General features: G+C 73.3%; 24 protein-coding genes. 8 read left to right on the top strand and 16 right to left on the bottom strand.

The annotated features are described in order from the left end of the window. Positions 1–18 precede the first annotated feature (18 nt). The gene (locus tag IH45_RS0125775) at positions 19–270 is read left to right on the top strand and encodes a hypothetical protein (RefSeq protein ID WP_030673051.1); all 252 of its coding nucleotides are present in this window, start codon (positions 19–21) and stop codon (positions 268–270) included. Positions 271–284: 14 nt separating this feature from the next. After that, a complete protein-coding gene (locus tag IH45_RS0125770) occupies positions 285–1,496 on the top strand; it encodes an SPFH domain-containing protein (RefSeq protein ID WP_032918363.1) in 1,212 nt (403 codons plus the stop codon). Positions 1,497–1,569: 73 nt separating this feature from the next. Here IH45_RS0125770 and IH45_RS0125765 read toward each other — a convergent pair whose 3' ends face one another. The 4 genes from IH45_RS0125765 to IH45_RS0125750 all read right to left on the bottom strand — a co-directional run bounded on the left by IH45_RS0125765 (position 1,570) and on the right by IH45_RS0125750 (position 5,078). After that, entirely contained in the window at positions 1,570–2,238 is a 669-nt protein-coding gene (locus IH45_RS0125765; RefSeq protein ID WP_078897783.1) for a class I SAM-dependent DNA methyltransferase, read from the bottom strand. Next, complete coding sequence (locus IH45_RS0125760) at positions 2,201–3,034, bottom strand: PIG-L family deacetylase (RefSeq protein ID WP_234440671.1); 834 nt, start codon at positions 3,032–3,034, stop codon at positions 2,201–2,203. The genes IH45_RS0125765 and IH45_RS0125760 overlap by 38 nt, the downstream gene beginning before the upstream one ends. Further along, positions 3,031–3,789, bottom strand: coding sequence for a GNAT family N-acetyltransferase (locus tag IH45_RS1000000145450; RefSeq protein ID WP_050515185.1), 759 nt, complete (start codon positions 3,787–3,789; stop codon positions 3,031–3,033). The genes IH45_RS0125760 and IH45_RS1000000145450 overlap by 4 nt, the downstream gene beginning before the upstream one ends. 89 nt (positions 3,790–3,878) lie before the next feature. Next, on the bottom strand, positions 3,879–5,078 hold the full coding sequence (locus IH45_RS0125750) for a macrolide family glycosyltransferase (protein WP_030673038.1): 1,200 nt from the start codon (positions 5,076–5,078) through the stop codon (positions 3,879–3,881). 97 nt (positions 5,079–5,175) lie between these two features. On the opposite strand from IH45_RS0125750, the gene IH45_RS1000000145445 reads away from it, so the two are divergent. Together IH45_RS1000000145445 and IH45_RS0125740 are read left to right on the top strand one after the other, a co-directional pair. After that, a complete protein-coding gene (locus IH45_RS1000000145445; RefSeq protein ID WP_158813268.1) occupies positions 5,176–5,775 on the top strand; it encodes a hypothetical protein in 600 nt (199 codons plus the stop codon). Then, on the top strand, positions 5,766–6,914 hold the full coding sequence (locus tag IH45_RS0125740; RefSeq protein WP_030673032.1) for a beta-ketoacyl synthase N-terminal-like domain-containing protein: 1,149 nt from the start codon (positions 5,766–5,768) through the stop codon (positions 6,912–6,914). The genes IH45_RS1000000145445 and IH45_RS0125740 overlap by 10 nt, the downstream gene beginning before the upstream one ends. An 82-nt stretch (positions 6,915–6,996) precedes the next feature. Here the strand turns inward: IH45_RS0125740 and IH45_RS0125735 are convergent, their stop codons facing one another. From IH45_RS0125735 to fabF, 7 genes are all read right to left on the bottom strand, one after another. Further along, entirely contained in the window at positions 6,997–8,436 is a 1,440-nt protein-coding gene (locus tag IH45_RS0125735) for a class I adenylate-forming enzyme family protein (RefSeq protein ID WP_032918360.1), read from the bottom strand. Between the two features lie 27 nt (positions 8,437–8,463). Further along, complete coding sequence (locus IH45_RS0125730) at positions 8,464–8,925, bottom strand: FAS1-like dehydratase domain-containing protein (RefSeq protein WP_030673026.1); 462 nt, start codon at positions 8,923–8,925, stop codon at positions 8,464–8,466. Then, positions 8,922–9,947 (bottom strand): agmatinase, encoded by a 1,026-nt coding sequence (gene speB, locus IH45_RS0125725; protein ID WP_030673024.1) that lies wholly within the window; start codon positions 9,945–9,947, stop codon positions 8,922–8,924. The genes IH45_RS0125730 and speB overlap by 4 nt, the downstream gene beginning before the upstream one ends. 1 nt (position 9,948) lies before the next feature. Next, positions 9,949–10,719 carry an enoyl-ACP reductase FabI gene (gene fabI / locus IH45_RS0125720; protein WP_030673021.1) on the bottom strand — a complete coding sequence of 257 codons (771 nt, stop codon included), beginning with the start codon at positions 10,717–10,719 and terminating at the stop codon, positions 9,949–9,951. A gap of 81 nt (positions 10,720–10,800) precedes the next feature. Continuing rightward, entirely contained in the window at positions 10,801–10,887 is an 87-nt protein-coding gene (locus IH45_RS1000000151090) for a class III lanthipeptide (protein WP_191094851.1), read from the bottom strand. A gap of 67 nt (positions 10,888–10,954) precedes the next feature. After that, positions 10,955–13,588, bottom strand: coding sequence for a class III lanthionine synthetase LanKC (gene lanKC / locus IH45_RS0125710; RefSeq protein WP_030673018.1), 2,634 nt, complete (start codon positions 13,586–13,588; stop codon positions 10,955–10,957). Beyond that, positions 13,585–14,937: a beta-ketoacyl-ACP synthase II gene (gene fabF, locus IH45_RS0125705; protein WP_050515183.1), complete on the bottom strand. Its 1,353-nt coding sequence runs from the start codon at positions 14,935–14,937 to the stop codon at positions 13,585–13,587. Before fabF ends, lanKC begins: the two co-directional genes overlap by 4 nt. Positions 14,938–15,224: 287 nt before the next feature. On the opposite strand from fabF, the gene IH45_RS0125700 reads away from it, so the two are divergent. The 3 genes from IH45_RS0125700 to IH45_RS0125690 all read left to right on the top strand — a co-directional run bounded on the left by IH45_RS0125700 (position 15,225) and on the right by IH45_RS0125690 (position 17,831). Beyond that, on the top strand, positions 15,225–16,190 hold the full coding sequence (locus IH45_RS0125700) for a ribonucleotide-diphosphate reductase subunit beta (protein ID WP_030673011.1): 966 nt from the start codon (positions 15,225–15,227) through the stop codon (positions 16,188–16,190). Between the two features lie 68 nt (positions 16,191–16,258). Continuing rightward, the gene (locus IH45_RS0125695) at positions 16,259–16,504 is read left to right on the top strand and encodes an acyl carrier protein (RefSeq protein WP_030673008.1); all 246 of its coding nucleotides are present in this window, start codon (positions 16,259–16,261) and stop codon (positions 16,502–16,504) included. 97 nt (positions 16,505–16,601) lie between these two features. Further along, complete coding sequence (locus tag IH45_RS0125690) at positions 16,602–17,831, top strand: cytochrome P450 (protein ID WP_030673005.1); 1,230 nt, start codon at positions 16,602–16,604, stop codon at positions 17,829–17,831. 84 nt (positions 17,832–17,915) lie between these two features. Here the strand turns inward: IH45_RS0125690 and IH45_RS0125685 are convergent, their stop codons facing one another. The 5 genes from IH45_RS0125685 to IH45_RS0125665 form a co-directional block, all read right to left on the bottom strand. Then, complete coding sequence (locus tag IH45_RS0125685) at positions 17,916–19,517, bottom strand: MFS transporter (RefSeq protein ID WP_199810724.1); 1,602 nt, start codon at positions 19,515–19,517, stop codon at positions 17,916–17,918. Further along, positions 19,514–20,482 carry an ACP S-malonyltransferase gene (locus tag IH45_RS0125680; protein WP_234440670.1) on the bottom strand — a complete coding sequence of 323 codons (969 nt, stop codon included), beginning with the start codon at positions 20,480–20,482 and terminating at the stop codon, positions 19,514–19,516. The genes IH45_RS0125685 and IH45_RS0125680 overlap by 4 nt, the downstream gene beginning before the upstream one ends. Next, entirely contained in the window at positions 20,469–22,187 is a 1,719-nt protein-coding gene (locus IH45_RS0125675; protein ID WP_030672997.1) for a thiamine pyrophosphate-binding protein, read from the bottom strand. The genes IH45_RS0125680 and IH45_RS0125675 overlap by 14 nt, the downstream gene beginning before the upstream one ends. Beyond that, the gene (locus tag IH45_RS0125670; RefSeq protein WP_050515182.1) at positions 22,184–23,425 is read right to left on the bottom strand and encodes an aldehyde dehydrogenase family protein; all 1,242 of its coding nucleotides are present in this window, start codon (positions 23,423–23,425) and stop codon (positions 22,184–22,186) included. The genes IH45_RS0125675 and IH45_RS0125670 overlap by 4 nt, the downstream gene beginning before the upstream one ends. A gap of 120 nt (positions 23,426–23,545) precedes the next feature. Next, entirely contained in the window at positions 23,546–24,832 is a 1,287-nt protein-coding gene (locus IH45_RS0125665; RefSeq protein WP_158813267.1) for an MFS transporter, read from the bottom strand. Positions 24,833–25,017: 185 nt separating this feature from the next. Between IH45_RS0125665 and IH45_RS0125660 the strand changes: the two genes are divergently transcribed. Continuing rightward, positions 25,018–26,289 carry a helix-turn-helix transcriptional regulator gene (locus tag IH45_RS0125660; protein WP_078897781.1) on the top strand — a complete coding sequence of 424 codons (1,272 nt, stop codon included), beginning with the start codon at positions 25,018–25,020 and terminating at the stop codon, positions 26,287–26,289. The last annotated feature ends 12 nt before the right edge of the window (positions 26,290–26,301 follow it).

Genomic DNA, 26,301 nt, shown 5'->3' with positions numbered 1-26,301 from the left:
GTGAGGGGGCGGCCGTCGATGGTGTCGGACGAGGCTGTGGTCGGGTGTGCTGGGGAGTTGGTTCTCGGGACTCGGGGTGCGGCCGGGGCCGGTGAGGTTCTGGTGCGGGTGAGGGGCGGGACAGAGACGTTTCTTGCCTGGTCGGACGCCCCGCTGCCGCGCGGGACGCGCGTCCTGGTGGTCACCTCGCGGGGTGGGCGGCAGGTCGATGTGATCGAGTGGGCCGATCCATTGGACGCGTTGGCCGGTGACGCCGGCGACGCCGGTTGAGGAGACGACGAAAGATGTTCGGTTACCGCGTTCCCGCCCCCAACGAGGCGATGCTGATATCGGGCGGCAGGCGTGGGCTCGGGGGTGCGCCGTTCCGTGTCGTGACCGGTCACGGCAAGTTCGTACTGCCGGTCTTCCGCAAGACGCGCTTTCTGACGCTGGCCATGTGCGAGTCGGAGGTCGTGGAGACCTGTGTGACGCGGCAGGGCATCGCGCTGACGGTACGTGCCGTGATCGCGTTCAAGGTCGGCAACGATGTGGAGAGCATCGTCAACGCCGGCCAGCGGTTCCTGTCCGACCAGGACCAGATGTCGGTGCTGACCGGGCGGATCTTCGCCGGGCACCTGCGGTCCATCATCGGGTCGATGACGGTCGAGGAGATCGTCACCGAGCGGCAGAAGCTGGCCACCGAGGTGCTGGACACCTCCAAGGCCGAGATGGCGAAGATCGGGCTGCACGTGGACTCGTTGCAGATCCAGTCGATCGACGACGGTGACACCGGCTACATCGAGGCCATGTCGGCCCCGCACAAGGCGGCGATCCAGCGCCAGGCGCAGATCGCCCAGGCGCAGGCGACGCAGGCCGCGGCGGAGGCGGAGCAGGAGGCGGCGCGCAAGCAGGCCGAGTACGCGCGGCAGACCGCCGTCGTACAGGCGCAGTACAGCGCCGAGGTGGACCGCGCGCAGGCCCAGGCCGCGCAGGCGGGGCCGCTGGCGGAGGCGCACGCGCAGCAGGAGGTGCTGGACGCGCAGACCGAACTGGCCGAGCGGGCGGCGCAGTTGCGCCAGCAGCAGCTGGTGGCGGAGGTCGTCAAGCCCGCCGAGGCGGACGCGGAGCGCATCCGGGTGCTCGCCATGGCCGAGGCCGAGCGGATGAAGATCCAGGCGGAGGCGGCGGCCTCGTACGACCGGGTGGCGCTGGACCGGATGCTGATCGACCAGCTGCCGCAGATCGTCAAGGAGGCGTCGGCCGGTCTCTCCGGTGCGAACGTGAACGTGCTGAACGGTACGGACGGCCTCGGGGAGATCGCGGCCGGGCTGGTGGGCCAGGGGCTGACGATCCTGGATTCCGTACGGCGCAACCTCGGCGCCCCTGGGGAGGGGGCCGGGGCCACCGGGGGCGGGGACGGTGCGGACGGCCGCAAGGCCCGCGGCGACAGCGCGGAACGGCACGGCGGGGAGCGGCACAGCGGGGAGCGGCACAGCGGACGCGTCGAGATCGAGTAGGTGGCGGGGCAGGCGGTGGGGCGGGCGCCTCCGGAGCCGCCCCACATGCCCGTGAGGCGCCGGTGCCGCCCCGTCACACCATCCGTTGGAACAGGTCCAAGCGGTACGAGTTGCCGTGCCGGTGACCGGTCCGGCCCTCGATCGGCCGCAGGTCCGCCCGGTTGCGGAAGACCTTGTGCACGCCGTGGCCGGTCACGATCTCCGGCGTGGCGGCGCCCGTAGCCGGTACGGCCTCGGACTCGGGCCCGGCCTCGTCGTGGACCCAATGCGCCAGCAGCACATACCCACCAGGCCGCAGCAGAGCAGCGACCCGCGCCGCGGTCAGGTCGAGGTCAGCGGGCGAGAGGTAGTAACCGACCTCGGACATCACGATCAGGTCCACCGGAGACGCCAGGCGGGTCGGGAGGCTCTTGGCGTCCAGTTCGTCGGGGACGCGGAGGGTGGCGAAGGTGAGGTGGGGGAGGTCGGTGCAGTTGTTCCGGGCCTGTTCGACCGCGGCGGCCGAGCAGTCCGTGGCCAGCAGGTGGTCGCAGTGGGGTGCCAGCAGTCGGGTGAGGGCGCCAACGCCGCAGCCGATCTCCAGGGCCGAGCGGAAGCGGCCGGTGGGCAGGAGGGATGCGGTGTCGGCGAACTTCTCCTGTTCGTAGGGCTTGTGGAGGGTGCCCCACGGGTCGGGCTTGGACCGGTAGACCTTGTCGAAGTGCTCAGCCGACATCGATGTGCGGGGGTGGCTGCCCGGCATGGCGGTTCCCTTCTTGGTTGTCGGGGATGGCGGGAACCGGTTCGTTGTCGGGAGCGGCGGGGACCAGTTCCCAGAGGAGTTCCGCCTGGAGCGGGCCCGGCCGCCGCAGGAACGGGCCGTGGCCGACCGCCACCGGTGCCAGCTGCGAGGTGTAGCTCAGGACTGCCGCCCGCTTCGCCGCCCATTCGCGCTCGTCCAGGCGGATGTTGTGGGCCACGCGCAGCTCGTACGCGGCGGACAGGTCGCGGTAGGCGCCGCCGTACTTGTCGGAGCCGGCGAGCCGGTCGACCACCGCGTCGGTGCCCCATTTGCGTACGCCACCGGTGTAAGGCAGATCCGCGTAGACGTACGGGGCCAGGCCCGGCCGTCCGGCCAGCACCGCGAGGGCCTGGTCGCGGACGGCGGTGTGGTCCGGCTGGTTCGTGCCCAGCGGGACCAGCACTCTGGTCTGCGGGGGAAGTCCGGTCAGGAAGTCGGCCAGGCCCGCCAGGTCGCCGTCGTCGCGGTAGGGGCTGTCCGGGTTCGCGAGGGTCACCTGCTCGGCGCCGAGCAGCGCGCAGGCCCGGGCGTCCTCGGCCAGGCGTACGCGGTACGCCTCCTCCGGTGTCGCGAAGCCGCAGCCCGCGTCCCACCAGGAGATCCGGTCCGCCGCCGGGGCACCGCCGTGGACGGTGACCACGGCGGTGGGCCCGGTGGTGCGGCCGAGGTATCCGGCCACGGACAGCGCGGCGTCGTCGAAGTGCGGCGAGAGGACCACCGTCGTCCAGCGCGGTCCGCTGCCGGATGCGGCGGTCACAGGTGGGCGCGCCCCTCGGCGGGCGCCCCGGCGGACCCCTCGGAGCGCCCCTCGGCGGGTTCCTCGGCGCGCCCCTCGGCGTTCCGCTCGGCGGCACCCACCGCCGCCAGCAGCAGCCCCGCCGACGTCTTGCCGGTCGGGCTGGTGATGTACTCGGCGAGCAGGCGGCGCGCCTCGGCCTTGTCGGCCTCGGGGATGGTGTCGGGGAGGACGAAGGTCGGGTCGGTGCGCTTGAGTTCCTCGACCGCCGCGTAGTACTCGTGCCGCAGCAGGCCCCATACGGCGCCGTCGTGGTGGCGCCCGTCGAGGTAGAAGTACTCCCGCAGGATGCCTTCGAGGGTGAAGCCGACGCCGGTCACCAGGCGCAGCACGTTCTTGTTGTAGAGCGCGGTGGTGAACTGGACCCGGTGGGCGTTGCGGGCGTGGAAGAGGTGGTCGATGAGCAGGTCGAACGCCTCGGCGCCGAAGCCGCGGCGCCACAGCTCGGGCTCGCCGATCGCGCCGCCGAGCACATAGCCGCCGAACGGCCCCTGCGCCTTGTAGTGCACCGCGCCCACGGTCCGGTCCTCGCCGTCGCGCACCGCGTACTGGCGCAGGCCGCCGGTGTGGTCGAGCTTGCGGAAGTCCTCGGCGGTGACCACGTCCCCTTCGGTGGCGGCCATCACGGCGGCAGCCGAGTCGGGGCCGAACCACTGCGCCATCAGCTCGTAGTCCTGGTCGGCGGGCCGTTCGAGCCGGACGAGTTTGCCCTGCATCAGTTCTCCGTTCCGGTCCTGAACGAGGACCGTGGTCGCGGTGCTGTCGTAACGGTGATGTCGTAGCGGCGCTGTGGTGGTGGGCCCGGTCAGCCCGTACGGACGGCGGCGGCCGCGGACCCGGCGCCGGCCACCAAAGCCTCGATGCGGTCGGCTGCCTCGGCCGCTCCCCCGGCCCCGCGCACCTCGTCCCGCATGCGCGCGACCCGGGCCCGGATTCCGCCGTCGCTCATGACGCGGGTCAGGGCGGTGCGCAGCGTGTCCGCGTCCAGGTGGTCACGGTCCAGGCGCACACCGAGACCGAGGGCGTCGATGCGTTCGGCGACCGCGGTCTGTTCCTGGGTCTGCGGTACGGCCACCATGGGAGTGCCGTGCAGCAGTGCCTCCATGGTGGAGCCCATGCCGGCGTGGGTGACGAAGGCGTCGGCGTGGCGCAGTACATCGAGCTGGGGGACGTGCGGATGTGCTTCGACGTGGTCCGGGAGCGGTCCGATGGCGGCGCGGTCCATGCGCGGCCCGTACGCCATGACGACCTGCCAGGGCAGCGGCTCGACCGCCTCGCCGCACATCCGGAAGAACTCGGGCCAGTCGTAGCAGGCCGTGCCGAGGGCGATCAGCAGCACCGGGCGGCCGTCCCCGGCCGGGCGCCAGCTGCCCTGGAAGCCGCGGTCGCCGGCGCACGGGCCGACGAAGGCGAACCGGTCGTCGAAGGTCTCGCCGTGGTACTGGAACGCGCGCGGCAGGAAGACCAGGCGCAGGTCCTCGGTGTGGCCGAGGAAGTCGGCGACCGAGCGGCCGGACAGGCCGTGCGCGGCCAGGAACCGGGTCAGTTCCCGGGCGAAGCGCAGTACGCCGGGGTGCAGCGGGTTGTCGGCCAGGAACTCGGCCTCCAGCGAGAAGTGCTCGTTGGAGACGAACGAGGGCCACATCTCCGCCGCCGGCAGCCCCCACTTCGCGGCAAGCACCCGGCCCGCCCAGGCGATGCCGTCGTACGCGATCACCTCGGGCCGGTCGGTGGCCCAGACGTTCTCCAGTACGTCCAGCGTCGCCCTGGCCTCGCGCAGGAAGTCCATGGGGGAGATGGCCAGGCCGTCCTCGGTGAGCGCGTCGTCCACCGGGTTGCGGTAGACGACCGGTTCGGCGCCCACGGCCCGTACGGCGGGCGCGAACGCCTCGGTGACCGCGTACGAGACCCGGTGGCCGCGCCGGACGAGTTCCGCGACGAGGCCGAGCGTCGGGTTCACATGGCCGTGCCAGGCGATGGAGACGAAGCCGATGTGGCGCGGCAAGGCGCCCTCCCCCGTAGAGACGTTGTTGACAAAATATGACTACAGATTCAGCATATTCGACAACTCGTGACTGGCGGTAGAGGGGTGGCGCGGCCGGATGGCGACAGCAGAGACGGGCCGGGCGGGCACCGGGCCCGGCAGCGGCCGACAGCCGGGCACCGTACGTCACGGAGCCGGCCTGGCGGCGACGGATGCCGGTCAACTGGGCGCAGCAGCAGAGCAGTTCGCAACGGCTGACTTCGCTGCCGCTCCCGAAGCGCACGTCAAGCCGGTGGACGCGGTCACCTGGGCACTGCGGACCGCGTTCGAGACCCTGCCGGAAGCCGTACGGGCCACCGCCCCGCTGTACGTCCTGAGCGGCGCGTACAGCTCCTGGGCCGCCCGCCACTTCGTACGGCGCTGCCATGACACCGAGCGGCGGCTGCGGCCCTCGGACTCGATCGGCCTGGAGGCCTCCGAGCTGGTCCGCCCCTACACCACCGCGTCCGGGCACCGCGGGGGCTGCTACCTCCTCGCGCCACTGCCGGTGGACACACAGGACCCAGAGCGGGCCGCGGACGCGCCGCGCCCGCCCTGGCCCCTGGCCGCCATGCCGGGACCGGCCGTCCACCTGGACCTCTTCGTCTCACCCAGCGACGGCCCGCGCCCGGTGCACTGCCTCGCCGTCGCCACCGCCTGGAGCGTCACATGCCCGTGAAAGTCCCCGTGAACGACATCGTCATCAGCGGCCTCGGGCTGGTCACCCCGTTCGGTACGGGCGTCGCGCCGTACTGGCGGGGCCTGCTCGAAGGCCGCTCGGCCCTGCGTCCGGCGCGGCGCTTCGCGGCGCCGTCGTACCGGGGCGAGCCGGTGGGCGAGGTGCCCGGACCGGACCCCACGGCCGGCACGCCCCGCAAGAGCGCCTACGCGCGGTCCGCCATCGCGGAGGCCGTGGAGGCCGCCGGGCTGCCGGAAGTGCCGCGGGACGCCCTGGTGATCCTCGTCGGCCAGGCACCGCGTTCGGGTCCGGAGACGGGCGAAGACCCCGCTGCCGAGCAGGAGTTCCTCGGCCCCGACCCGTCCGGCACCCTCGCCCCCGGCATCCTCCCGGGCCGCGCCCTCCACCTCTCCCACGCCTGCGCCTCGGCCGTCTTCGCCGTCGGCTTCGCCCGCGAGGCCCTGCGTGCGGGCGTCGCGCCGCTCGCCGTGGTGGCGGGATCGTCGGTGCTCAACCGGTACGAGTACGCCAGCATGGACGTCGTACGGGCCGTGGGTCGCGATGCCGCCAGGCCGTTCGACACCGGACGGGCGGGCATCTCGCTCGGTGAGGGCGGGGGCGCCGTCGTGCTGGAGACGTCCGGGCACGCCCGGTCGCGGGGTCATGTGGCCGATCTCGTGGTTGCCGGTGCGGCCTGCCGGGTGGCCGGGGCCAAGGCTGCCGCGTCGGACGCGGAGCTGATCGGCGCGTGCATGCGCCACGCGCTGGAGGACGCCGCGGCGGACCGTCTGGACCATGTGCACGCCCACGCGACCGGCACCGCCCAGGGCGACGCGGCCGAACTCGCGGCCATCGAGGCCATCGCCGCCGAAACCGGCTCCACCGCTCTTCCCGTGAGTTCACACAAGGGCGCCATCGGCCATCTGCTGCACATCTCGGGCGCCCCGGCCCTGGCCGCCGCCGCGCTGTCGCTGCGTACGGGGATCGTCCCGCCGACCGCCGGGCTTTCGGCCGCCGAGGACGCGGACCGGGTCGTGCTGCCCACGGCGCCCCTGCGGCTGCCGTCGGCCCGTACCGCCGCGGTGAACAGCTTCGGGTTCGGCGGGAACAACGCCTCGTTGATCCTGCGCTCGGTCTGAACGGCTCACTCAGGGCCGGAAGTTGAAGGAACGGGCCGTCGGGCCGGATGCATCGTCCCGTCCGACGGCCCGCTCCCCGCCCTCAGCCCGTCAGTCCCAGCTGCCCCCGCAGCGCCTTCGCATCCACCTTCCCGTTCGCCGACAGCGGGAAGCTCTCCACCACATGGACCGCGTTGGGCTGCTCGTACTCCGCCAGGTGTGTGGCCAGCCGGCGCCGCCACTCGGCCGGGGCGCCGCCCTCCGGGTCCGCCACCACGAAGTGCAGCGCGCTGCCGCGCCGGCTGTCCTCCACCGCCAGTACCTTCACCTGCCGCCCGGCGGCCTCCGCCTTGCGCTCCAGGCTTTCCGGGTAGAGCGTGAAGCCCAGCCGGTGCACCGCCTGGTTGCGGCCGACCACGTGCAGGTTGCCCGCCTCGTCGAAGCGGCCCAGGTCGGCGGTCGGGTACCAGGTCGTGTGCCGTACGGGTGTGAGCGTGCCGTCCTCCAGCAGGTAGCCCTCCATCAGGCCCGGTGAGTCCACCTCGATCTCGCCCAGTTCGCCGGGCGCGGCCTCCCGGCCGTCCGTGGTGACCACCCGTATCCGTACGCCGGGCAGCGGACGGCCGCAGCCGGTCGGCGCTTCGGGCGTGGCCAGTGCGACGTTGCCCAGCTCGCTGAGGCCGTAACCGTCCAGCAGCGGGCGGCCCATGGCGGCGGGGAAGGCCTTGGCGAGCGGGGCGGGCAGCGGGGCGCCGCCCACGCCCCAGATCCGCACCCCGGCGAGGGCGTCGCGCAGCTCCGGGCGGCGGCGGACGACGCCGAGCAGGGAGTGGTACGTGGACGGGGCGGCGTCCACGGCCGTGACGCCGTGCGCGGCGGCCTGGGCGGCGGCGATGTCCAGCCGCTGGTACGGGGTGACGACCAGGGTGCAGCGGGCCAGCCACCACAGCAGGACGACGGACAGACCGTACTGGTGGGAGAAGGGCAGCAGCGGGGCGAGCACGTCGTCCGCGCGGTAGCCCATGGCCTGGATGGTGCGCAGCGTGTTGTCGTGCACCGCGGGGCCCGACTTCACGATGCCTTTGGGGCGGCCGGTGGTGCCGGAGGACCACAGCACCACGGCGTCCGGGCGGGCGAGCCAGGCGGTGAGGTCGACCTCCTCGCCGGCCGGGGGCGCGGTGTCCGCGCCGAGGCCGGGGTAGCCGAGCACCCGGTCGGCGGGGAAGGCGGGGTCGGCCGGGCCGTCGGTGAGCAGCCAGCGGGCGCGGGCCTGGCGGGCGGTCGCCCGGCCGTCGGCGGCGGACTGGCGGTGGTCGACCGGTACGAGCGAGGTGTCCAGGTGCATCAGGGCGAGCAGCGCGACGACGTAGTCGACGCAGTTGTCGCCCTTGACCAGGACCCGGTCGCCGGGGCATATGCCGCGGCCGCGCAGGACCCGGGCGGCGGCCAGCACCCGGCCGGTGAGGTCCGACCCCGAAAGGACGTCCTCGGCCGCGCCGACGAGCCGGGGGGCGGGTACGGGGGGCGCCATCGTTTCGGTCATGCGGAGATCCGCTCCCATGAGTTGGAGTCAGCTTTTGTCATCATTGCCGCGGCGGTCCGGCAGCAGCAGGGTGGAGGTCACGGTGCTCACCGGCGTCCCGTCGGCGGTACGGAACGCGCTCTCCAGCACCACGACCTCGCGGCCCGCGCGCCGGGACGCGTCCTTCAGCCGTACGGCCACCAGCAGTTCGTCCCCGGCGTACGCGGGGCGGTGGTGCACGAAGCGCTCCTCGCGGTGGATCGTGCCCGCGCCGTCGGCGGGGGCGCCGAGATCGCGCAGCAGTTGCTCCTCGGCGCGGATCGCGAGGACGGCGAGGTAGGTCGGCGGGGCGAGCACGTCCGGGTGGCCCAGGGCGCGCGCCGCCGCGGGGTCCGTGTGCGCGGGGTCGGCGGTGCCCACGGCCGCGGCGAACTCGCGGATCTTCTCGCGCTCGACCACGTACGGGCCGAAGACGGCCCGGCGGCTCTCCCCCTCCCCCGGGACACTCACCGGCCGCCGCCCAGGCCGTCCCGCCGCAGCAGCGGAACCGCCGGGTCCCACGTCGTGCCCGCCTTGGCGTCGCGCCGGCGGCGGGCGATGCCGGACAGCGCCTCCAGGACGATGCGGTTGCCCAGGTACGCGGTGATGTCGGCGTGGTCGTACGGTGGTGCCACCTCGACCACCTCGACGCCGACGACCGGCAGTTCGTAGGCCGCCCGGCGCACCGCGTCCAGCAGTTGGCGCGAGGTCAGGCCGCCGGGCTCGGGGGTGCCGGTGCCCGGCGCCTGGCCCGGGTCGACCACGTCCACGTCGACCGAGAGGTACACGCCGTCGCAGTCGTCCACGGCGGTGGCGAACGCCTCGGTCAGGCAGGTGTCGAAGCCGCGGGCGGTGATCTCGCTCATCTCGTACGAGCGCATGCCCTGCTCGGCCATCCACCGCAGCGTCTCCGGGCCCGGCCAGTAGCCGCGCAGCCCCATCTGGAGGAAGCGGTCGCCGCGTACCGCGCCGGACTCGATGAGCTGGCGCATCGGCTTGCCGTGCCCGTAGAGCGGGCCGTCCTCCACCTCGCCGGTGTCGGCGTGCGCGTCGAAGTGGAGCATCGAGATGCGGCCGAAGCCGTGGTGGCGGGCGACGGCGCGCATGTCGGGCAGCGCGATGGTGTGGTCGCCGCCGAGCACGACCGGGATCGCGCCGAGGCCGGCGGTCATCCGTACCGCGCCCTCGACGGTGCGGATGCTCTGCTCGATGTCGCCGGAGTAGCAGGGCACGTCCCCGGCGTCGTAGACCTTCAGTTCGGTCAGCGGGTCCACGCCGAGCGCGAGGCTGCGTCGGGCGCCGTTGTGCGGCAGGTAGCAGGCCTGGCGGATGGCGGCCGGGCCGAAGCGGGCGCCGGGCCGGTGCGAGGTGCCGCCGTCGAAGGGCGCCCCGAGGATGATCACGTCCGCGTCGGCGGGCGGGTCGTCGAGGTTCAGGCGCGGCACGCCGAGGAAGGTGATGTCCGGGCCGAAGGCCGATCCGAGGTGGTGCACGTCAGCTTCCGATCATGTGGTGGCCGCCGTCGGCGTGCACGATCTCGCCGGTGGTCGCGGGCAGCCAGTCCGAGAGCAGGGCCAGGCAGGTGCGGGCCACCGGCTCGGCGTCCGCCGGGTTCCAGCCCAGCGGCGCCCGGGTCGCCCACTCCTTCTCGAAGGCCGGGCCGTCGCCGCCGATGCCGCGGGCGGCCAGGGTGCGCAGCGGGCCCGCCGCGACGAGGTTGACCCGGATGCCGTCGGGGCCGAGGTCCCGGGCCAGGTAGCGGGAGCAGGCCTCCAGTCCCGCCTTGGCCACGCCCATCCAGTCGTAGCCGGGCCAAGCGCGCGAGGCGTCGAAGTCCAGGCCCACGATGGAGGCGCCGGGCGCCAGCAGGGGGCGGCAGGCGGTGGCCAGGGCGGTGAGGGAGTACGTGGAGGTGTGCAGGGCCGCGGACACGTCCGTCCACGGCGCGGTGAGGAAGCCGCCGTCGAGGCAGGTGGCGGGGGCGTTGGCGACGGAGTGCAGGACGCCGTCGATGCCGTCGAGGTGCACGCTCACGCGGTCGGCGAGGGTGGCGAGCTGCTCCGCGTCGGTGACGTCGAGTTCGACGACCGGGGGCTCGTCGGGAAGGCGGCGGGCCAGCCGCTGGACGAGCGTGGGGCGCCCGTACGCGGTGAGCACGATCCGCGCGCCCTGTTCCTGGGCGAGCCGCGCCACGGCGTAGGCGATGGAACTTTCGCTGATCACACCGGTGATGACCAGCCTCTTGCCGTCGAGCAGGCCGCTCATCCGGGCTCCTCAGGGGGTTCGGGAAAAGGGTTGAGCTCCGGTGCCCGCCGGGGCGGGCACCGGAGCTGGCGCTCAGCGCGTTCAGCAGTGGCTGCTGACGGTGCTGGAGACGCGCGCGGCCTCCTCGGCGGGGACCTCAAGGCCCTGCAGGTCGAGAACGATCGACATGGTGTTTCCTCCTCTCCACTTACTCGGTGTTGGGTTTTTCCGGTCGGCCTGGGGGCCGGCCGGAAGCTCAGGGGGCGCGGTGGTCCGCGCCGGTTGTGGGCCGGCCGTTCCGCGGGGCCAGGAAGGGCAGGAAGTCCCGCCTTCCGTCCAGGGCCGCGGTCAGGGCCAGCAGGATTCCCGGGCCGCCGGTGGCCAGGTCCATCGATACCCGGCGCAACTGGTCGCCGGGGAAGGCGAGATGACCGTGGTAGGACAGTGCGTGCCAGTGCAGCCGTGTCAGGTGCCGCTCGACGCCGAGGTCCGGTTCCGGCTGCGGGTCGCGTGCCCGCAGCGCGGAGAGCGTGGCCAGCAGACCGGCCCGCCCGCCGAACAGGTTCGGCTCGATGGTGAACTCCGGCTCCGCGGCGCGTACCAGCAGCGGCAGCGCCTCCGCCAGCCGTCCGTCGGCGCGGTGGGCCAGCACCTCGTCGGCGACGAGGGCGATACCCGCGGTGCCCACCTCCAGGTAGGGCAGCTGGCGGAACCCGCCGTCCACCTGGAGCGAACCGTCCTCGCCGGTGGCGCACAGGTCGAGGTCGAGGTGCAGGGCCCGTACGGCCAGGTCGAGGTACGCCGTGTCGGACGTGTCCTCGTACAGCCGCAGGAAGAACAGGGCCGCTCCCGACCAGCCGCGCAGCAGTCCGGCCCGGCTGCCCCGGCCGGGGCCCGCGGCGATGCCCGGTGCGGTTCCGGCCGTGACGGCGGCGGCTGTCCGTTCCGCCAGGCCCAGGGCCTGGTCGCGGTGGTCGCCGCTGCCCGTGCGGGCGGCGAAGTCCAGCAGGTTCAGGCCCGCGCCCGCCATGCCGCGGAAGAGGCTCACCTCGGTCAGTGCGTCGGTGGCCGTGCGGCAGCCGTCGAGCAGGCGCCCGGCGGCCTCCAGGTGGCCGAAGCCCGCCAGGACGTGGGCGATGCCGTGCGCTCCGTCGTAGAAGCCGGGCCGCTGCGGCCGGCTGCGTTCGACGGCGTCCAGCAGCCACTGCTCGTACTCGGGGAAGCGGCCCGCGCCGGCGGTGTCCAGCGCCCACAGGACGCCCGCGGCGCCATAGGCGAAGTTGAGGCCGTCCGTCGTGAACTGCCGTACGTCGCCGGGGAAGAGCCGGTCGGCGCGCTGCGGTGTGGCGGACAGCAGGACCGCCTCGGCCAGCGACTTTCGTGCGGCGGGCCAGTTGGGCAGCGAGGTGTCCAGCCGGACTCCCAGCGGTTCGCGGAGCGCCGGGGGCACCCGGTCCAGGGCCGCCTCGCCGGGGGCGAGTTCGTGGCGCAGCGCGTCCAGGGAGCCGGCCGGGAGGGCGAACCTGCGCTCGGCCACGTCCACGTACGCCGCCGCGCGGCCCGGGTCCAGTTCGTTGAGCCCGGTGAGCGGGAAGAGCAGCCACAGCCGCAGTGCGGCGAGCGCGTGCCGGTCGATGCCGTAGCCGGTGCGGCCGGTGCCGGCGAAGCCGGGGTGGCCCATGCCGAGCCGGTCCGCCTCCGCGACGGGAACGCACAGTTCGAAGTCGACCAGCGCGACCTCGTCGGCGTCGTCCGCCTCGGTCACCAGGATGTTCGCCGGGTGGAGGTCGCCGAAGACCATGCCGCGCTCGTGCACCCGGGCGACCAGGGCCTCGATGCGGTCGGCCAGGGCCTGCGCCCGGCGCACGTACGCGCTCAGCGCCGCGGGCTCGGGGCGGGCCTTGGTCAGCGGGTAGTGCCGGGCCAGCCAGCCCTGGAGGGTGTCGCCCTCCAGGTGCTGCACGGACAGGAAGTGGTGTTCCCACACCACGCGGTGCTCGTACAGGGCCGGGATGCCCGGCAGGCCGGCAAGGTGTTCCATGGCGCGGCGCTCGCGGTCCAGGCGGGCGACCGCGTCCAGGCCGAGTCCGTCCAGTCCGGCGTTCGGGCGGGCCTCCTTGAGGACCACCTTCCGGCCTTCGGTGTCACGGGCCTGGTAGACGCCGCCGCCGTTGGAGAAGTGCAGGGCGCGTTCGACCTTGTACGGGAAGTCCGCCGGGGAGCCGGACGCCTGGCGGGCGGCGAGCTGTTCGGCGAGGAAGCCGGGCAGCTCGACCCATTCGGGCACCTCGAAGACCGGGCGGCGGCGGTCGGGGACCAGCGTGCCGTCGGGGCGTTCGATGGCGGGTACGGCCGTGCCGTCGTCGTCGGTGCAGTAGCGGGTGACGAAGCCGCCGTAGCGTACGTGCAGCGGACCGGCGCCCCACCGCAGGTCGGTGAGGATGTACGGACCGGCCGTGCCGTCCAGGCGCTGCCCCAGCTCCACGAGGGTGCGGTGCAGCTGTCCTTCGTCGGACGGGTAGATCGTCACGAGCTTGCCGCTGGAGGAGCGCGGCGCGTACTTCAGGCTGTGGGTGGTCAGGACGTCCACGCCGCGCAGGAACTTGAACGGCAGGCCGTTCTCGGTGCAGTAGTCCCAGGCGGTGTCCACGACGTGCCGCGCGTTGTCCGGCAGGCCGGAGATGTGGATCTTCCAGCCCTGCTGCGGCAGGCTGTGGCCGAGCGGGGTGTGGACGATCCAGACGTCCATCTCGCGGCGCTCCCAGCCCGCGGGGGCGGGAGCGTGGGTCTGGGCGAAGGCGTGGGAGTCGTCGGCGGTGTGGCGGCCGGCGATGTCGTAGAAGACCGGGTCGGCCTGACAGAACGCCTCGGGCTGCGGTCCGGTGGTCATCGCCCCTCCTCCTTCGACTGCTGGTCCTGTCGGCCCTGGCGGTCGCTGGTGCCGTCCGCGCCGGGCCAGGCGCGGACGACGAGCACGGCGTTGTGTCCGCCGAAGCCGAACGAGTTGCTGAGCACCGCGCGGACGGCGTGGGCCCGGGCCTGGTGCGGGACGTAGTCGAGTCCGGTGTCCTCGGGGTCGTCGCAGTTGACCGTCGGCGGCACGATGCCGGTACGGATCGTCTGGACGGCGGCGATCAGCTCCACGGCGCCGGCCGCGCCGATCATGTGGCCGGTCATCGACTTGAGCGAGCTGATGGGCACGCGCGGGGCGTGGTCGCCGAAGACCGCGCGGATCGCGGCGCTCTCGATGCGGTCGTTGAGCTGGGTGCTGGTGCCGTGCGCCGAGATGTGGTCGATGTCCTCGGGCCGCAGGCCCGCGTCGGCGAGGGCGTCGGCCATCGCCTGGCGGGCGGGGAGGCCCTCGGGGTGCGGGTGGGTCGAGTGGTAGGCGTCGGTGGTGGCGCCGTACCCGGCCACCTCGGCCAGGATCGTGGCGCCGCGGCGCACCGCGTGTTCGGCGTCCTCCAGGACGACGATGCCGGCGCCCGCGCCCATCACGAAGCCGTCGCGCTGCCGGTCGAAGGGCCGGCTGGCCAGGTGCGGGTCGTCGGCGCGGCGGGACAGCGCCCCGGCGTTGGCGGCGGCGGCCAGGTCGAGCGGGTTGACCGCGTCGTCGGCGCCGCCCGCGATGGCGATGTCCGCGTAACCGTGCCGGATCATGCGCAGCGCGTCGCCGACGCAGGTCGAGCCGGTGGCGCAGGCGGTGACGGTGGCGCCGGACGGGCCGCGGGCCCCGAAGCGGGAGGCGATCTCGCCGGCCGCGCTGTCCAGGGAACCGCCGGAGGCGAGGTAGGGCGTCATCCGGCGGCGGCCGTGGTCGCGCAGGTCGTGGATGGCCGTCCGCATCAGCTGGCCGGGACCGTAGCCGGAGCCGACCAGGACCGCGGTGCGGGTGGCCAGTTCCTCGCCGATCGTCAGACCGGCCTGCTCCATCGCTTCCAAGGCGGCGGCGAGTCCGAACTGCGCGAAGCGGTCCAGGCGCCGGCTCATCTTGTTCGGCATGTACGGCTTGGGGTCGAAGTCCACGACCTCGCCGGCGAACCGGGTGGGCAGGGTGTCCACGTCGTAGCGGCTGATGGTGCGGATGCCGCTGCGCCCGGCGGTGGCCGAGGCCCAGAACTCCTCGACGGTGTGGCCGATCGGGGAGATGGTGCCGCAGCCGGTGATCACCACGCGGCGCTCCGCGGCGGCGGGCCGGGTCAGGGCCGGTGTGGATGCCGTGTCCTGCGTCGGTGCCATGGTCCCGCCTCCCTTCCGCTGGCGTACGTGGTGGGTGTTCCGGTGGTGGGGCACGGGGCCCCGGTGTCGCGGACGGGGGCGGCCGATCGTCCGGCTCGCCGTCGTCCCGTCCTGGCGACGACGAAAGATTGACACACTCTCGACTCGAGAGTCAAGAAACATGACTCACGACTTCGCGCACACCACCCTCACCCCCAGTGCCCGCGTTGACTGCGCACAGAGATTGCTGTTCACTACCGGACTTATGGGAAGTCATGAACTTGACTCACTAGTCACGGAGTTTTGATATGCCGCGCTGGAGCACCCTGCTGCTCGATGACGCCAAGCTCGCCGAGATGCCCCGCCTGCCCCTGGACGACGTACTCCGGCACGCGGATCTCGTGACCGAGCAGCAGCCGCACCCCCAGGCGCTCTACGAGCGCTGGGAGAAGCAGCAGTGGTCCGCCCAGGCCATCGAACTGGAGCCGGACCGCGAGGATTTCGACAAGCGGCTGCCGCGCTCCGCGCGCAAGGCGATCGAGGAGTCCATCGCCACCTTCATCATCGGCGAGTACACCGGCCTGGACCTGCTCGGCCCCATCCTCACCGGCGCCCCCGAGGAGCGCGACCACCTCTACCTCGGCACCCAGATCGCCGACGAGACCCGGCACACCCAGCTGATGCTGCGCCTCGGCGAGGAGCTGCTGGGCCTGGACCCGGACCCCAAGCGGATGCTCGTCCAGGCGTGGAACATGGTCACCCCGCCGCACCGGGACCTCAGCCGCCTGGAGACCGAGGTCATCCGCGAACTCCAGGAACACCCCTCGGACTACCGGCGCTGGCTGCGCGCCGTGGCGCTCTTCCACCTGATCACCGAGGGCGTGCTCGCCCTGGTCGGCCAGCGCGCCATCGTCAACTCGCTGCACGGCGTCCCGCTGCTGGCCGGGGTGAAGGCCGGCTTCACCGCGATGGCCCGCGACGAGTCCCGGCACGTCAGCTTCGGCCTGCACGCCCTGCGCATCGGGATGCGGGAGGGCTACGGCGACGACATCCGCGAGGTCATCGAGCAGGCCGCGCCGATCGCCCTGAACATCGAGGAGGGCGGCCAGGTCGACGACGCCCCGCAGGGCGTGACCATGAAGCAGCTCGGCATCGAGAGCCTGTACCGCCAGCTCCGCCTCATCGGCGTGGAGCGGGAGTTCGCGGACCACGTCGTGGCGCTCTCCACGCCCAAGCCGGCCGCCGCGGACGAGGACGCGCCCCGAAACTCCTGATCCATCCGGGCGCCCGCGCGCCCACCGCACCCCCGAGCCACACCCCACACCACAGAGAGGCAACCACCATGACGCGTGAAGAGATCATCACCGGACTCGCCGAGATCCTCAACGAGGTCGCCGACGTCGAACCCGCCGAGGTGACCGAGGACAAGGCCTTCATCGAGGACCTGGACGTCGACTCGCTGGCCATGGTCGAGGTCATCGTCGCCGTCGAGGAGCGCTTCGGCGTCAGCCTCCCCGAGGAGGAGCTGAAGGAGCTGCGCCTGGTCTCCGACATCGTGCTGCGCGTCGAGAAGCAGCTGACGGCCTGAGCGCCGCGGCGGCCCGCACCAGACCGGTGCGCCCCGGCCCTGCCCCCGAAGGGGCGGGGCGCACCTTCCCACCCGCACACGGGAGCCAGGAGGCACCATGAGCGACCCGGCCGCGGTACGCCGGGCCCTGCGCGCGCTGTTCAGCCCGCTGGGCTGCCCCGATCCGTACCCGCACTACGCGGTGCTGCGGGAGCACGCGCCGGTCTCCCGGCTGCCGGACGGCACCGTCGTCGTCAGCCGGCACGCCGACTGCGACCGGGTGCTGCGCGATCCGCTCTTCCGGGTCGAGGACGACGCGTACCTCGCCCGTACCTGGCCCGAGGGCCGCGACCACCTCAGCGTGTACTCCCTGATGGGCGAGATGGTCAACCAGAACTCGCCGCACCACGAGCGGCTGCGCCGCCTGGTGGGCCGCGCCTTCACCCCGCGCCGGGTGGCCGGGCTGCGTCCCGCGGTGGAGAAGCTGGTCGACGGCCTGCTGGACGGCCTCGCCGAACGGGCCGCCGGGGGCGCCCCGGTGGATCTCATGGCGCATTTCGCGCTGCCGCTGCCCATCACCGTCATCGGTGAACTGCTCGGCATCCCGGAGGAGGACCGCGCCTGGTTCGCACCGCGCGTGCAGGCCGTCACCTCCGCGATCGAGCAGAACCTCGCCGGGGAGGCGCTGGAGCGCGCGGACGAGGCCACCGCGGAGCTGTGGGACCGGCTCGGCGCGCTGGCCGCCCGCCGCCAGGAGGACCCGCGCGCCGACCTGGTCAGCACGCTGATCGCGGTGCGCGAGGAGGACGGCGACCGGCTCACCCGGCGCGAACTGCTCGCCAACCTGGTGCTGCTGTACTCCGCCGGCTACGAGACCACCAGCAACCTCATCGGCAACGGCACGGCCGTCCTGCTGGACCACCCGGATCTGCTCGCGCGGCTGCGCGGCGAGCCGGAGCGGATCGGCGCCTGGGTCGAGGAGATGCTGCGCTTCGACCCGCCCATCCAGATCGCCTCCCGCTGGACGGGCGGGGACACCGAGCTGGGCGGGGTGCCCGTCGCGCAGGGCACCCAGGTGGTGGCCCTGCTCGCCAGCGCCAACCGCGATCCCTCGCGCCACGATGACCCGGACACCTTCCGGCCGGACCGGGCACCGGGCGGCTCGCTCACGTTCGGCGCGGGCGCGCACTACTGCCTGGGCGCAGCGCTGGCCCGCCTGGAGGCCGCCATCGCCTTCCCCCGGCTGCTGGAACGCTTCCCCACGATGGCGCACGCGGGCAGCGGGGCGCCGCGCAACCGTATGACGTCCCTGCGCGGATATGCGGAGCTGCCCCTGCTGCTGTCGTGAACAGCCCCGCCCGGAAACACGGCACCGCCGTACGGGGAACGGTTTCGCCCGTACGGCGGTGAAACGGGGCCGCGCGGGCCGTCCCTACGAGGACTTGGCCTTCTTCTCGCGCGGCCAGATCGTGTACGACCACGACCAGATCGTGTCGATGATCCAGATGGTCAGCCAGATGCGGCCGATCCACACCAGCGGGCCGCGGTGCTCGTCGGGCACCTCGTCGGCGGTGAACTGCCACACGATCCAGTTGGACTTCAGCGCCCACAGGATCACGTTCCCCACCAGGAACGCCGCCGTGTGGATGAGCCAGTCCCGCCGCTCCTTGCGGGCGTGCTCCTTCGGCGAGAGGGCACCGTCCTTCGACGGCGCCGCGGTGTCCTGCTTGTCCATGTCCATGTCCGTGCGGTCCTCTTTCTCGTGTGGGTTATCGGTCGTGGCGGTGACGGCGGCCGGGGCGGCCGTCCCGCCGGTCTCGGGCTGTACGGCCGCCGCCCGTACCTTCTCGGGCAGCTTCAGTACGCGGATGGCGTACGGCACGACGACGGCCCCCACGACCGCCCCGCCCGCCGCCACACAGCAGGCGGTGACCCAGCCCAGCTGGTCGTAGACCACGCCCATCAGCGCGGGCCCGACGACGACGCCGGACAGCCGCGCGCTCTCGTACAGGCCCATCCCCCGGCCGACGCGCTTGCCGGCGGCAGCCGCGACGGTGGCCTGTTCCACCGGGATCTGCGCGGCGAAGCAGGCGGCGGCCACCGCCCACAGGACCGCGACGGCGACCGGGGTGGCCACGAAGCCGAGCCCGGCCGCGAACAGCGCGCTCGCCAGGAACGCGACGACCATGGTCCGCGTGCGGCCGAGCCGGTCGGTGAGGTGGTGGGTGTGCTCGGGCAGCAGGATGAACACCACGAACCCCGGCGCGAAGACCATGGCGATCTCGTTGGGCGTCAGCCCCAGGTCGCCTTGCAGACGCAGCAGCAGGAGCATCCACAGCCCGGCCTCGGCGGCGGCCGTCACCGCGGACACCACCATCAGGGGAAGGAGCCGCAGGCGGGTCTTACGGTCCCGTAGCGCGTCGTCGCCGTCGTCAGTGCCGTCGTCGTCGGCTGCCTCCGGGACCCTCTCCCGACTGTCCGTCCCCTTGAGCAGCGCAGCCGTAGCCCACACGCAGGCCGCGCAGCCCAGCCAGAACAGCAGCGGGTAGCCGCCGCGTTCCAGCAGGGAGAAAGCCACCAGGTAGCCGATGAAGGCCCCCTGGCCTTCGGCCGACAGCAATTTGCCGTACGCGCTGGTGTGGTTGGTGGCCCGCTGGCCGGTCCAGGCACGCAGCCCGACCCAGAACAGCGCGCCGCCCGCGCCGCCCACACCCGACGCGACGAAGGCCACGGGCAGGTTGTCGGCGAGGGCGTACCCGGCGAAGGACAGGGCGTACAGGAACGCGCCGGCGGCGGCGACCCGCCGCTGGTCGAAGCGGTCCGACAGCTCCCCGGCCAGCGGCCGTACGACCAGGGAGAGCACCGCCTCGACGGCGACGAGCGCGCCGACCACCGAGGCGCCCGCCTTCAGCGTCGAACCGGCCCACAGCGGCAGCAGGAAGTCCAGCACCTCGGCGGGAGCGCTGGCGAACATGGCTGCCGACAGCACCCGGCGGCCGGCTGGGGTGCCGAGGGCGTCGGTGGGCGCGCTCACGCTTCGAGCGCCATCTTCGGGGTGATCACCTTGGTGGGGAAGGAGTTGTTGGTGATCCGGGCGAACATGTTGCGCGGGCCCGGTATCCACACCTCGTCCACCTCCGCCGTCCGCAGGCCGCGCAGGATCGTCGCCCAGTGGACCGGCGTCGTCCAGCCGTCCAGCAGGTCCTGCTTGATCTCCTCGGCGTCGGTGAGCAGCCGCCCGTCCACGTCGGAGACGACCGGGATGTGCGCGGTGCGCCACTCGACGGTCCCGTACGCCTCGTCGTGCAGGCGGGTGCGCAGTCCGGCGACGGCGGAGCAGTGCTCGGCTCGGTTCATGGTGTAGAAGGGGAAACCGCCTTCCTCGCGCACCCGTTGCTCGAAGCGTTCCAGGGTGCCCATCGTCGCGGAGACGGCGTGCACCTCCTCGTCGAGTACCACCGACAGCTCGGCCCACTCGCCGCGCTCGTGCACCTCGGCCACCAGTTGCTGCACCTTCCCGTGCGGCAGCCGGTAGAAGAAGTGGCAGCCCAGCGGCTCGGCGAGGGTGTCGAAGTAGTCCGTCTCGACGGCGACGCTGCGCCGGATCAGCCGCAGCGCGTCCGGGTAGGTCAGTGCGCCGGCCCATACGGCGGCCATGAATGCACCGAAACTCTGTCCGCCGCAGGCGGCCGGGCGGGTGCCGTGCTTCTCCTCGGCCCAGTCGGCGAGCGCCAGGGTCAGCGCCATGAACCCGGCCTCGAACACTTCCCATTCGTAGATCGACGCCTCGCGGTAGGCGTCCGCGAGGTGGTAGCCGAGGACCTCGTCGGCCTCGGCGAATCTCCGTTTGGCGTGTTCGTTGGTGGTCACGAAGGGGCTGATGGCGTCGAACCGGGTGGGTATGAGCCCGGGGAAGAAGAGCGCGACGGGCATGTGGCGTCCTGTTCTGCTGGTCTCGACGAGTCGGTCGGTCTCGGCGAGTCGGTCATTCGTCCTCACGCAACGGGAAGTCTCCGGCGGGTCCGGCCATCCCGGGCGGGCTGTCGGCGAGCCGGACCCCGACCTCCACCACCGCGGCGGTTCCCGACGCGCAGTGCTGCCACGCGGCGGAAAGGACGCGGTCGAGATCGTCGGGGTTGTCAACGCGCCAGTACTTGAGGCCGTACGCGGCGGCCAGGCCCTCGTTGCCGGTGGGCCGGTCGGCGGTGAACGCGAAGCGCGAGCCGCTGCCGGACACCCGGTCGAGGTTGGTCTGGAGCCAGCCGTACCCGCCGTTGTCGAGCACGACGTACAGCACCCCGGCGCCCGCGTCGGCGAGCGTGGGCAGTTCGGCGCGGAAGAGGTTGAAGGCGCCGTCACCGGCTACCGAGACGACGGGGCGGCCCGGCTCGGCCAGGGCCACGCCCAGCGCGGCGGCCGCGCCGAAGCCCAGCGGGGTCTGCTCGCTCGGCACCACCGAGCCGCCGCGCGCGCCGCAGGTCCAGTGCGGGTGGAAGTACGACCACATGTCCTGGAGGCCGTTCTCCTGCACCAGGACGCGGTCTTCGGGTACGGCCCGGCCGAGCGCCGCCAGGACGCGGCTGACCGGGACGCCGCCGCCCTCCTTCGCCGTACGGTCGGCCTGGAGGGCCCGCTCGTCGGCGCGCGCGGCGAGCGCCCGGCGCACCTCGCTCACCCGGTCCGCCCAGGCGGCGTCGGGGGTGTGTCCGGCCAGCAGGCCGGTCCAGGCGTCCACCGTGCGCGCCACATCGCCCAGGACACCGGCGCCGGGCCGGGCGGTCACCAGGCCGTCCTCGCCGGAGACGACCTGGATCACCGGCAGTTGGTCCGCGTCCGGCCAGCCGAAGGTGGCGGTCTCCTCCAGGCGGCTGCCGAGCGCGATCACCAGGTCCGCCTCCTGCCACAGCCGGTCGACCGGCGCGACGGTGTAGAGGCCGGAGACGCCGCAGAACAGCGGGTGGTCCTCGGCGACCGTGCCGCGCCCGGAGGCGGTGGTGAACAGGCCCGCGCCGAGGAGTTCGGCGAACGCCTCCAGCGCGCGGTCCGCGTTGCGGTGCCGGGCGCCGCCGCCGACGAGCAGGAGCGGGCGCCGGGCAGCGGCGATACGGGCGGCCGTGTCGGCCAGTACGTCCGGGTCCGGGGTGAGGCGCTGGGCCGCGGCCGGGCGCCAGGGGGCGGTGCGGGTGACCTGCTCGTTCGCGAGGTCTTCGGGGATCTCGACGTACACCGGTCCCGGGGTGCCGTTGACGGCGACGGCCACGGCCTGGTCGAGGGCCGCGGGCAGCCGGTCGGCGCGGTCGACCCGTACCGCCCACTTGACCAGCGGCCGTACGGCGGACAGCTGATCCAGCTCCTGGAATGCGCCGGTGCCCATCCGGTCCAGGGGCGTGCCCCCGGCGATCAGGACGACCGGCGCGGCGGCGGACCGGGCCTCCAGCACGCCGGTGAGCGTGTTGGTCAGGGCCGGGCCCTTGCCCACCGCGCAGATGCCGGGGCGCCCGGCGGCCAGCGCGTAACCGGTCGCCATGAAGACGGCGTTGCGCTGGTCGCGGCAGAGCACGAAGCGGGTGTCGGTCTCCTCCAGCGCGGCCAGCAGGTCCATGTCGTCGCCGGGCAGGCCGAAGACGGCCGTGGTGCCCAGGTGCCGCAGGTGGTCGGCGACCGCGTGCCAGGCCGTCGGGTAGGTGTGCGCTCGTTCGTTCACCGGGGGGCCTTCGGGTAGTGCTCGGCGACGGCCTTGGAGATCAGGACGGGCTCCGCCCACAGTTCCTCGCCGTCGGTGATGTAGTTGGCCATCCGGCCGAAGCCGCCGAAGGGCGCGTTGCCGTCGTCGATGGACAGCAGGGTGGTGTCGAGGGTGACGGTGGTGCGGCGGCGCAGCGCGGTGATCAGGTCCGGGGCGTCGCCGTACACGCTGGAGCCCAGGGCCCGTTCGGTGAACTGGCCGGTGGTGAGGGTGGCGGCGAGGGCCTGCTCGTCGCGGTAGCCGACGACGTTGAAGACCGGCGCGAAGAATTCCGGGACCTGGGTGCGCGGGGTTACCTCGTCGCCGACGACGACGGTGGGCTCCATGCGCCGGGTGCGGAAGTCGACGTGGCCGCCGTACGCGATGTGCTCGCGGTTGCGGGCCAGGAACTGGACCGCCTCCTCCAGCGCGCCGTCGTAGAAGACCGGCCCGAAGTCGGCTTCGGGGTCGGTGTACGGGCCGTAGCGCAGGCTTTTGAGTTCGCGGACGAGCCCGTCGAGGAAGGCGTCGCGGAGGTCCTCGTGCACACAGAACAGGTCGGGGCCCAGGCAGTCCTGGCCGGCGTTGTGGACGCGGATCTCCACGGCGTCGCGCACGGCGCGCCCGACGTCGGCGCCGGGGGCGACGACGAACGGGTTGACGCCGGAGCCGAGGAACAGGAAGAGCTGCCCCGGGTTGAGCTGGGCGCGGATCTGCTCGGCGTTGTGGTACGCCCCCGTGAACACCACGACATCGGACGGCAGGACGTGGTCGCGGACGAACTCCCGCTGGCTGGCGACGGTCAGCTCGATGGGCAGCCGGTGGTGCTCGGCCAGCAGCCGGTGCAGCCGCGCCATCTGGTCCTTGACCTGACTGGAGGGCCGGAAGACCAGGTGGTCGGCGTAGAGCGCGGGGACGAGCAGGTACAGCGCGTACGAGTAGAGGATCACGTTGGAGGGCATGAAGACGGCCAGCCGCGGCACCCGGGCCGGGCGGTACGCGTCCACCTCGGCGAGCGCGCCGTCGAGCGTGGCGATGGTCGCCTCGATCTCGTATCCGGCGGCGCGGTGGGTGGATATCTCACACAGCAGGTCGTGCACGTCGCCGGGGTTGTCGGCCAGCAGGTCCCGCACCGCGCGCAGCGCCGCGAGACGCCGCGCGTCCGCGGTGCCCTCGGGCACGGCGGCCGCGGCGGGCAGGACGGGAGCGGAGGTCATGCGCGGACCTCGTTTCGCTCGCCGGACCCACGCTGCCTCGGCTCGCGCCGCGTGGTGCTGCGCTCACTCATGTGTCCCTCCTCGGGGCGTCGACCATAGAGGGCCAGCGTCAGCCAGCTGTCATTGTTTGTCAAGTTCAGTCATAGTCGGTGATGGACTGGTCCGGCCGCGGTCACCGGCGGCGTCGCGGTCGATCTCCCGCAGCGCCGGAGCGGCCCAGCAGCAGAGCACCACCAGCAGATAGACCCCGGCGATCAAGGCGATCGCGGGGCGCAGGCCGAGGGCGCCGACGGCGGCGACGGTCAGCGAGGCGCCGAGCGGCACCGCCGCGAGCCCGACCGTGTCCACCGCGGCCGTCACCCGCCCGTACTGCTCGCGCGGCACGCTGCGCTGGAGCACCCCCGTACGCAGCGGTCCCACCGGCGCCGCCACCGCGCCGAGGACGGCGAGCAGCGCCGCGCCGACCGGCAGCGGGGGCAGCGCGACGAGCGAGGCGATCAGGAGGCCCGCGGCGAAGCCGGTGCCGATGTAGAGGAACCGCCCGCTGATCCGGTGGCCGAAGACGGCGTAGCCGACCGTGCCCGCCACCGCGCCCAGGCCGAAAGAGGTGAGCAGGACGCCCAGGCTCGCCGCGCTTCCCAGGTGCTGGTACGCGTACGTCACCAGGACCACCCCCGCCAGGCCGCTGTCCAGGGCGTTGAAGGCGGTGCCGGATACGGCGACGGCGCGCAGCAGGCGGTGGCGGCGCAGCGTGCGCAGCCCGGAGCGCAGGTCGGCGAGGTAGGCGCCGGCCGGGCGGCGTTCGGCGGCCCGTCGGCCGGCGGAGATGCAGACGAGGATGACGAGCGCCGCGAGTCCGCAGGCGACGGCGTCGAGAAGCAGCACGCTCTGCGTCCCGAGCAGCGCGACCCCGGCGCCGCCCAGCGGGGGCCCGCACAGCTGGGCGACCTGGTGGATGCCGGTGAGCAGCGCGTTGCCGCGCTCCAGCGGCATGCCCGCGGCCTCGCTCAGCTCCGGTACCAGGCCGGTGACCGCCGCGCCGCCGGGGACGTCGAGGGCGTTGGCGGCCACCACCAGGAGGGCGAGGGTGGGGAAGTCCAGCGCGTCCAGGGCGCACAGCAGGGGGATGCAGGCCGCGCCGAGGCCGCCGACCAGGTAGGCGACCACCGCCATCGTCCGGAAACCCCAGCGGTCGACCAGCGGCCCCGCCGCGAAACCGACCACTCCGGAGGTGACCGCCCCGAGCGCGACCACGATGCCGGTCTGCGCCACACTGCCGGTCGTCTTCAGTACGAACCAGGGGACGGCGACGACCATCATCGCCTCGCCGAGCGAGCTGACCGCCACGGCGCCGAGCAGGGCATGGATTCCCCACCGGCGGTGTCGGCGGAATCCCAGGCTTGTCATGCGAATTGACATTAGCATGACTGGGTATTGACCAACCGGCTTCTTCAAGAGCCCGTAAAGAGCCGGATACGACCCAGTGACAACCGCCCCCGCCTGCCCTCCGGACGAGTAGAGTCGCGGGTCACAGCCCGTAAGCTTGTCCATGCATCCCTTACTCAACAGCGAGCTGAACGCCGAGGAACAGCTTGACGATCGAACAGCCAGCGTTCGGAGAACGCGTCCGGGAGATCCGTCGCGCCCAGGGCATGTCCCAAGGGGATCTCGCCGGCGACGGCGTCTCCCCCAGTTACGTCTCGCTGGTGGAAAGCGGCCGCCGCAGCCCCAGCACCAAAGCGGCCAAGGCCATCGCCGAGCGCCTCGGCATGCCCCTCGAAGAGTTGACCGCGCCCCGGCCCGCGGACCGCGAGCGCACCCACCGCCTGGAACTGGTCGGGCAGCTCGTCGCCGCCCGCGCCAGCCAGGCCGCCGGTGACTGGCCCGCCGCCCGCCGCCAGCTGGAGGCCGTCGCCGAGCGGGCCGCCGACAACGCCCTGGACGAGGTGCGCTGGGAAGCCCGCTGGGAGCTGGCCACCGTCCTCGACCACCTCGGCGCCGCCGCCGACCGCGAGCGCGTCCTGCGCTCCCTGCTCGACGCCCCGCTCACCACCGCGGCTCCGCTGCTGCACTCGCAGGTCGCCGCCGAACTCTCCCAGCTGCACCGGCGGCAGGGCCGCCTGGCCGAGGCGGTGCGCCGCGCCGAGGACGCCCGGAGCGCCGCGGCGGACGTCGAGGCCGCCCGCCCCGCCCGGGTGCAGGCGCAGGTGGCACTGCTCTCGGCGTACGTGGAAAGCGGCGAATGGCACCGCGCGCAGGGCCTCGCCGACACGCTGCTGGACGAGGCCCCGCCCGCCGGCGCCCCGCGCCTTCGCGCGGTCGGCCTGTGGGCCGCCGCGGGCGCCCGCTACCTCGACGGCCGCGCGGACGCCGCGCACGAGCTGCTGACCGAGGCGGACGAACTGCTCGCGGCCACCGACGACGTACGGCAGCGCACCCGCCTGGCCCGCGCCCGTACGCTGCTCGCCCTCGCCTGCGACGCACCCGGCGCCGACGCCCTGCTGGAGCGCGTCCGCCAGGCCGCGGCACTGCTCGCCACCCCGGAGACGCTGAGCTGGCTCGCGGCCCTGGAGACCCTGGACGCGCTGCGCACCTCCGACGCGAAGCGGGCCCTGGAGCGGGCCGGCACCATTCCCGTCGACTCCCCGGCGCTGCCCACGCTGGACCAGGCCCGCTGCGTGCTCATCCGGGCCCGCGCCCAGCGCGCCGCCGGACGCGCGGAGGCCGCCGAGGCCGACTTCCGCACCGCGGCCGCCGGGTACGAGACCGCCGGCGCGTACCGGCTGGCGATGGCGACCTGGCGCGAGCTGAGCGACCCCGGGCACCTCACCGGGCCCGACCCGCATGTGGTCCTGATGCCGTAAAGACGCGTACGG

The organism is Streptomyces rimosus subsp. rimosus (assembly GCF_000720725.1).
GTDB lineage: Bacteria > Actinomycetota > Actinomycetes > Streptomycetales > Streptomycetaceae > Streptomyces > Streptomyces rimosus_A.
This window is presented reverse-complemented; position numbering and strand designations above follow the sequence as displayed.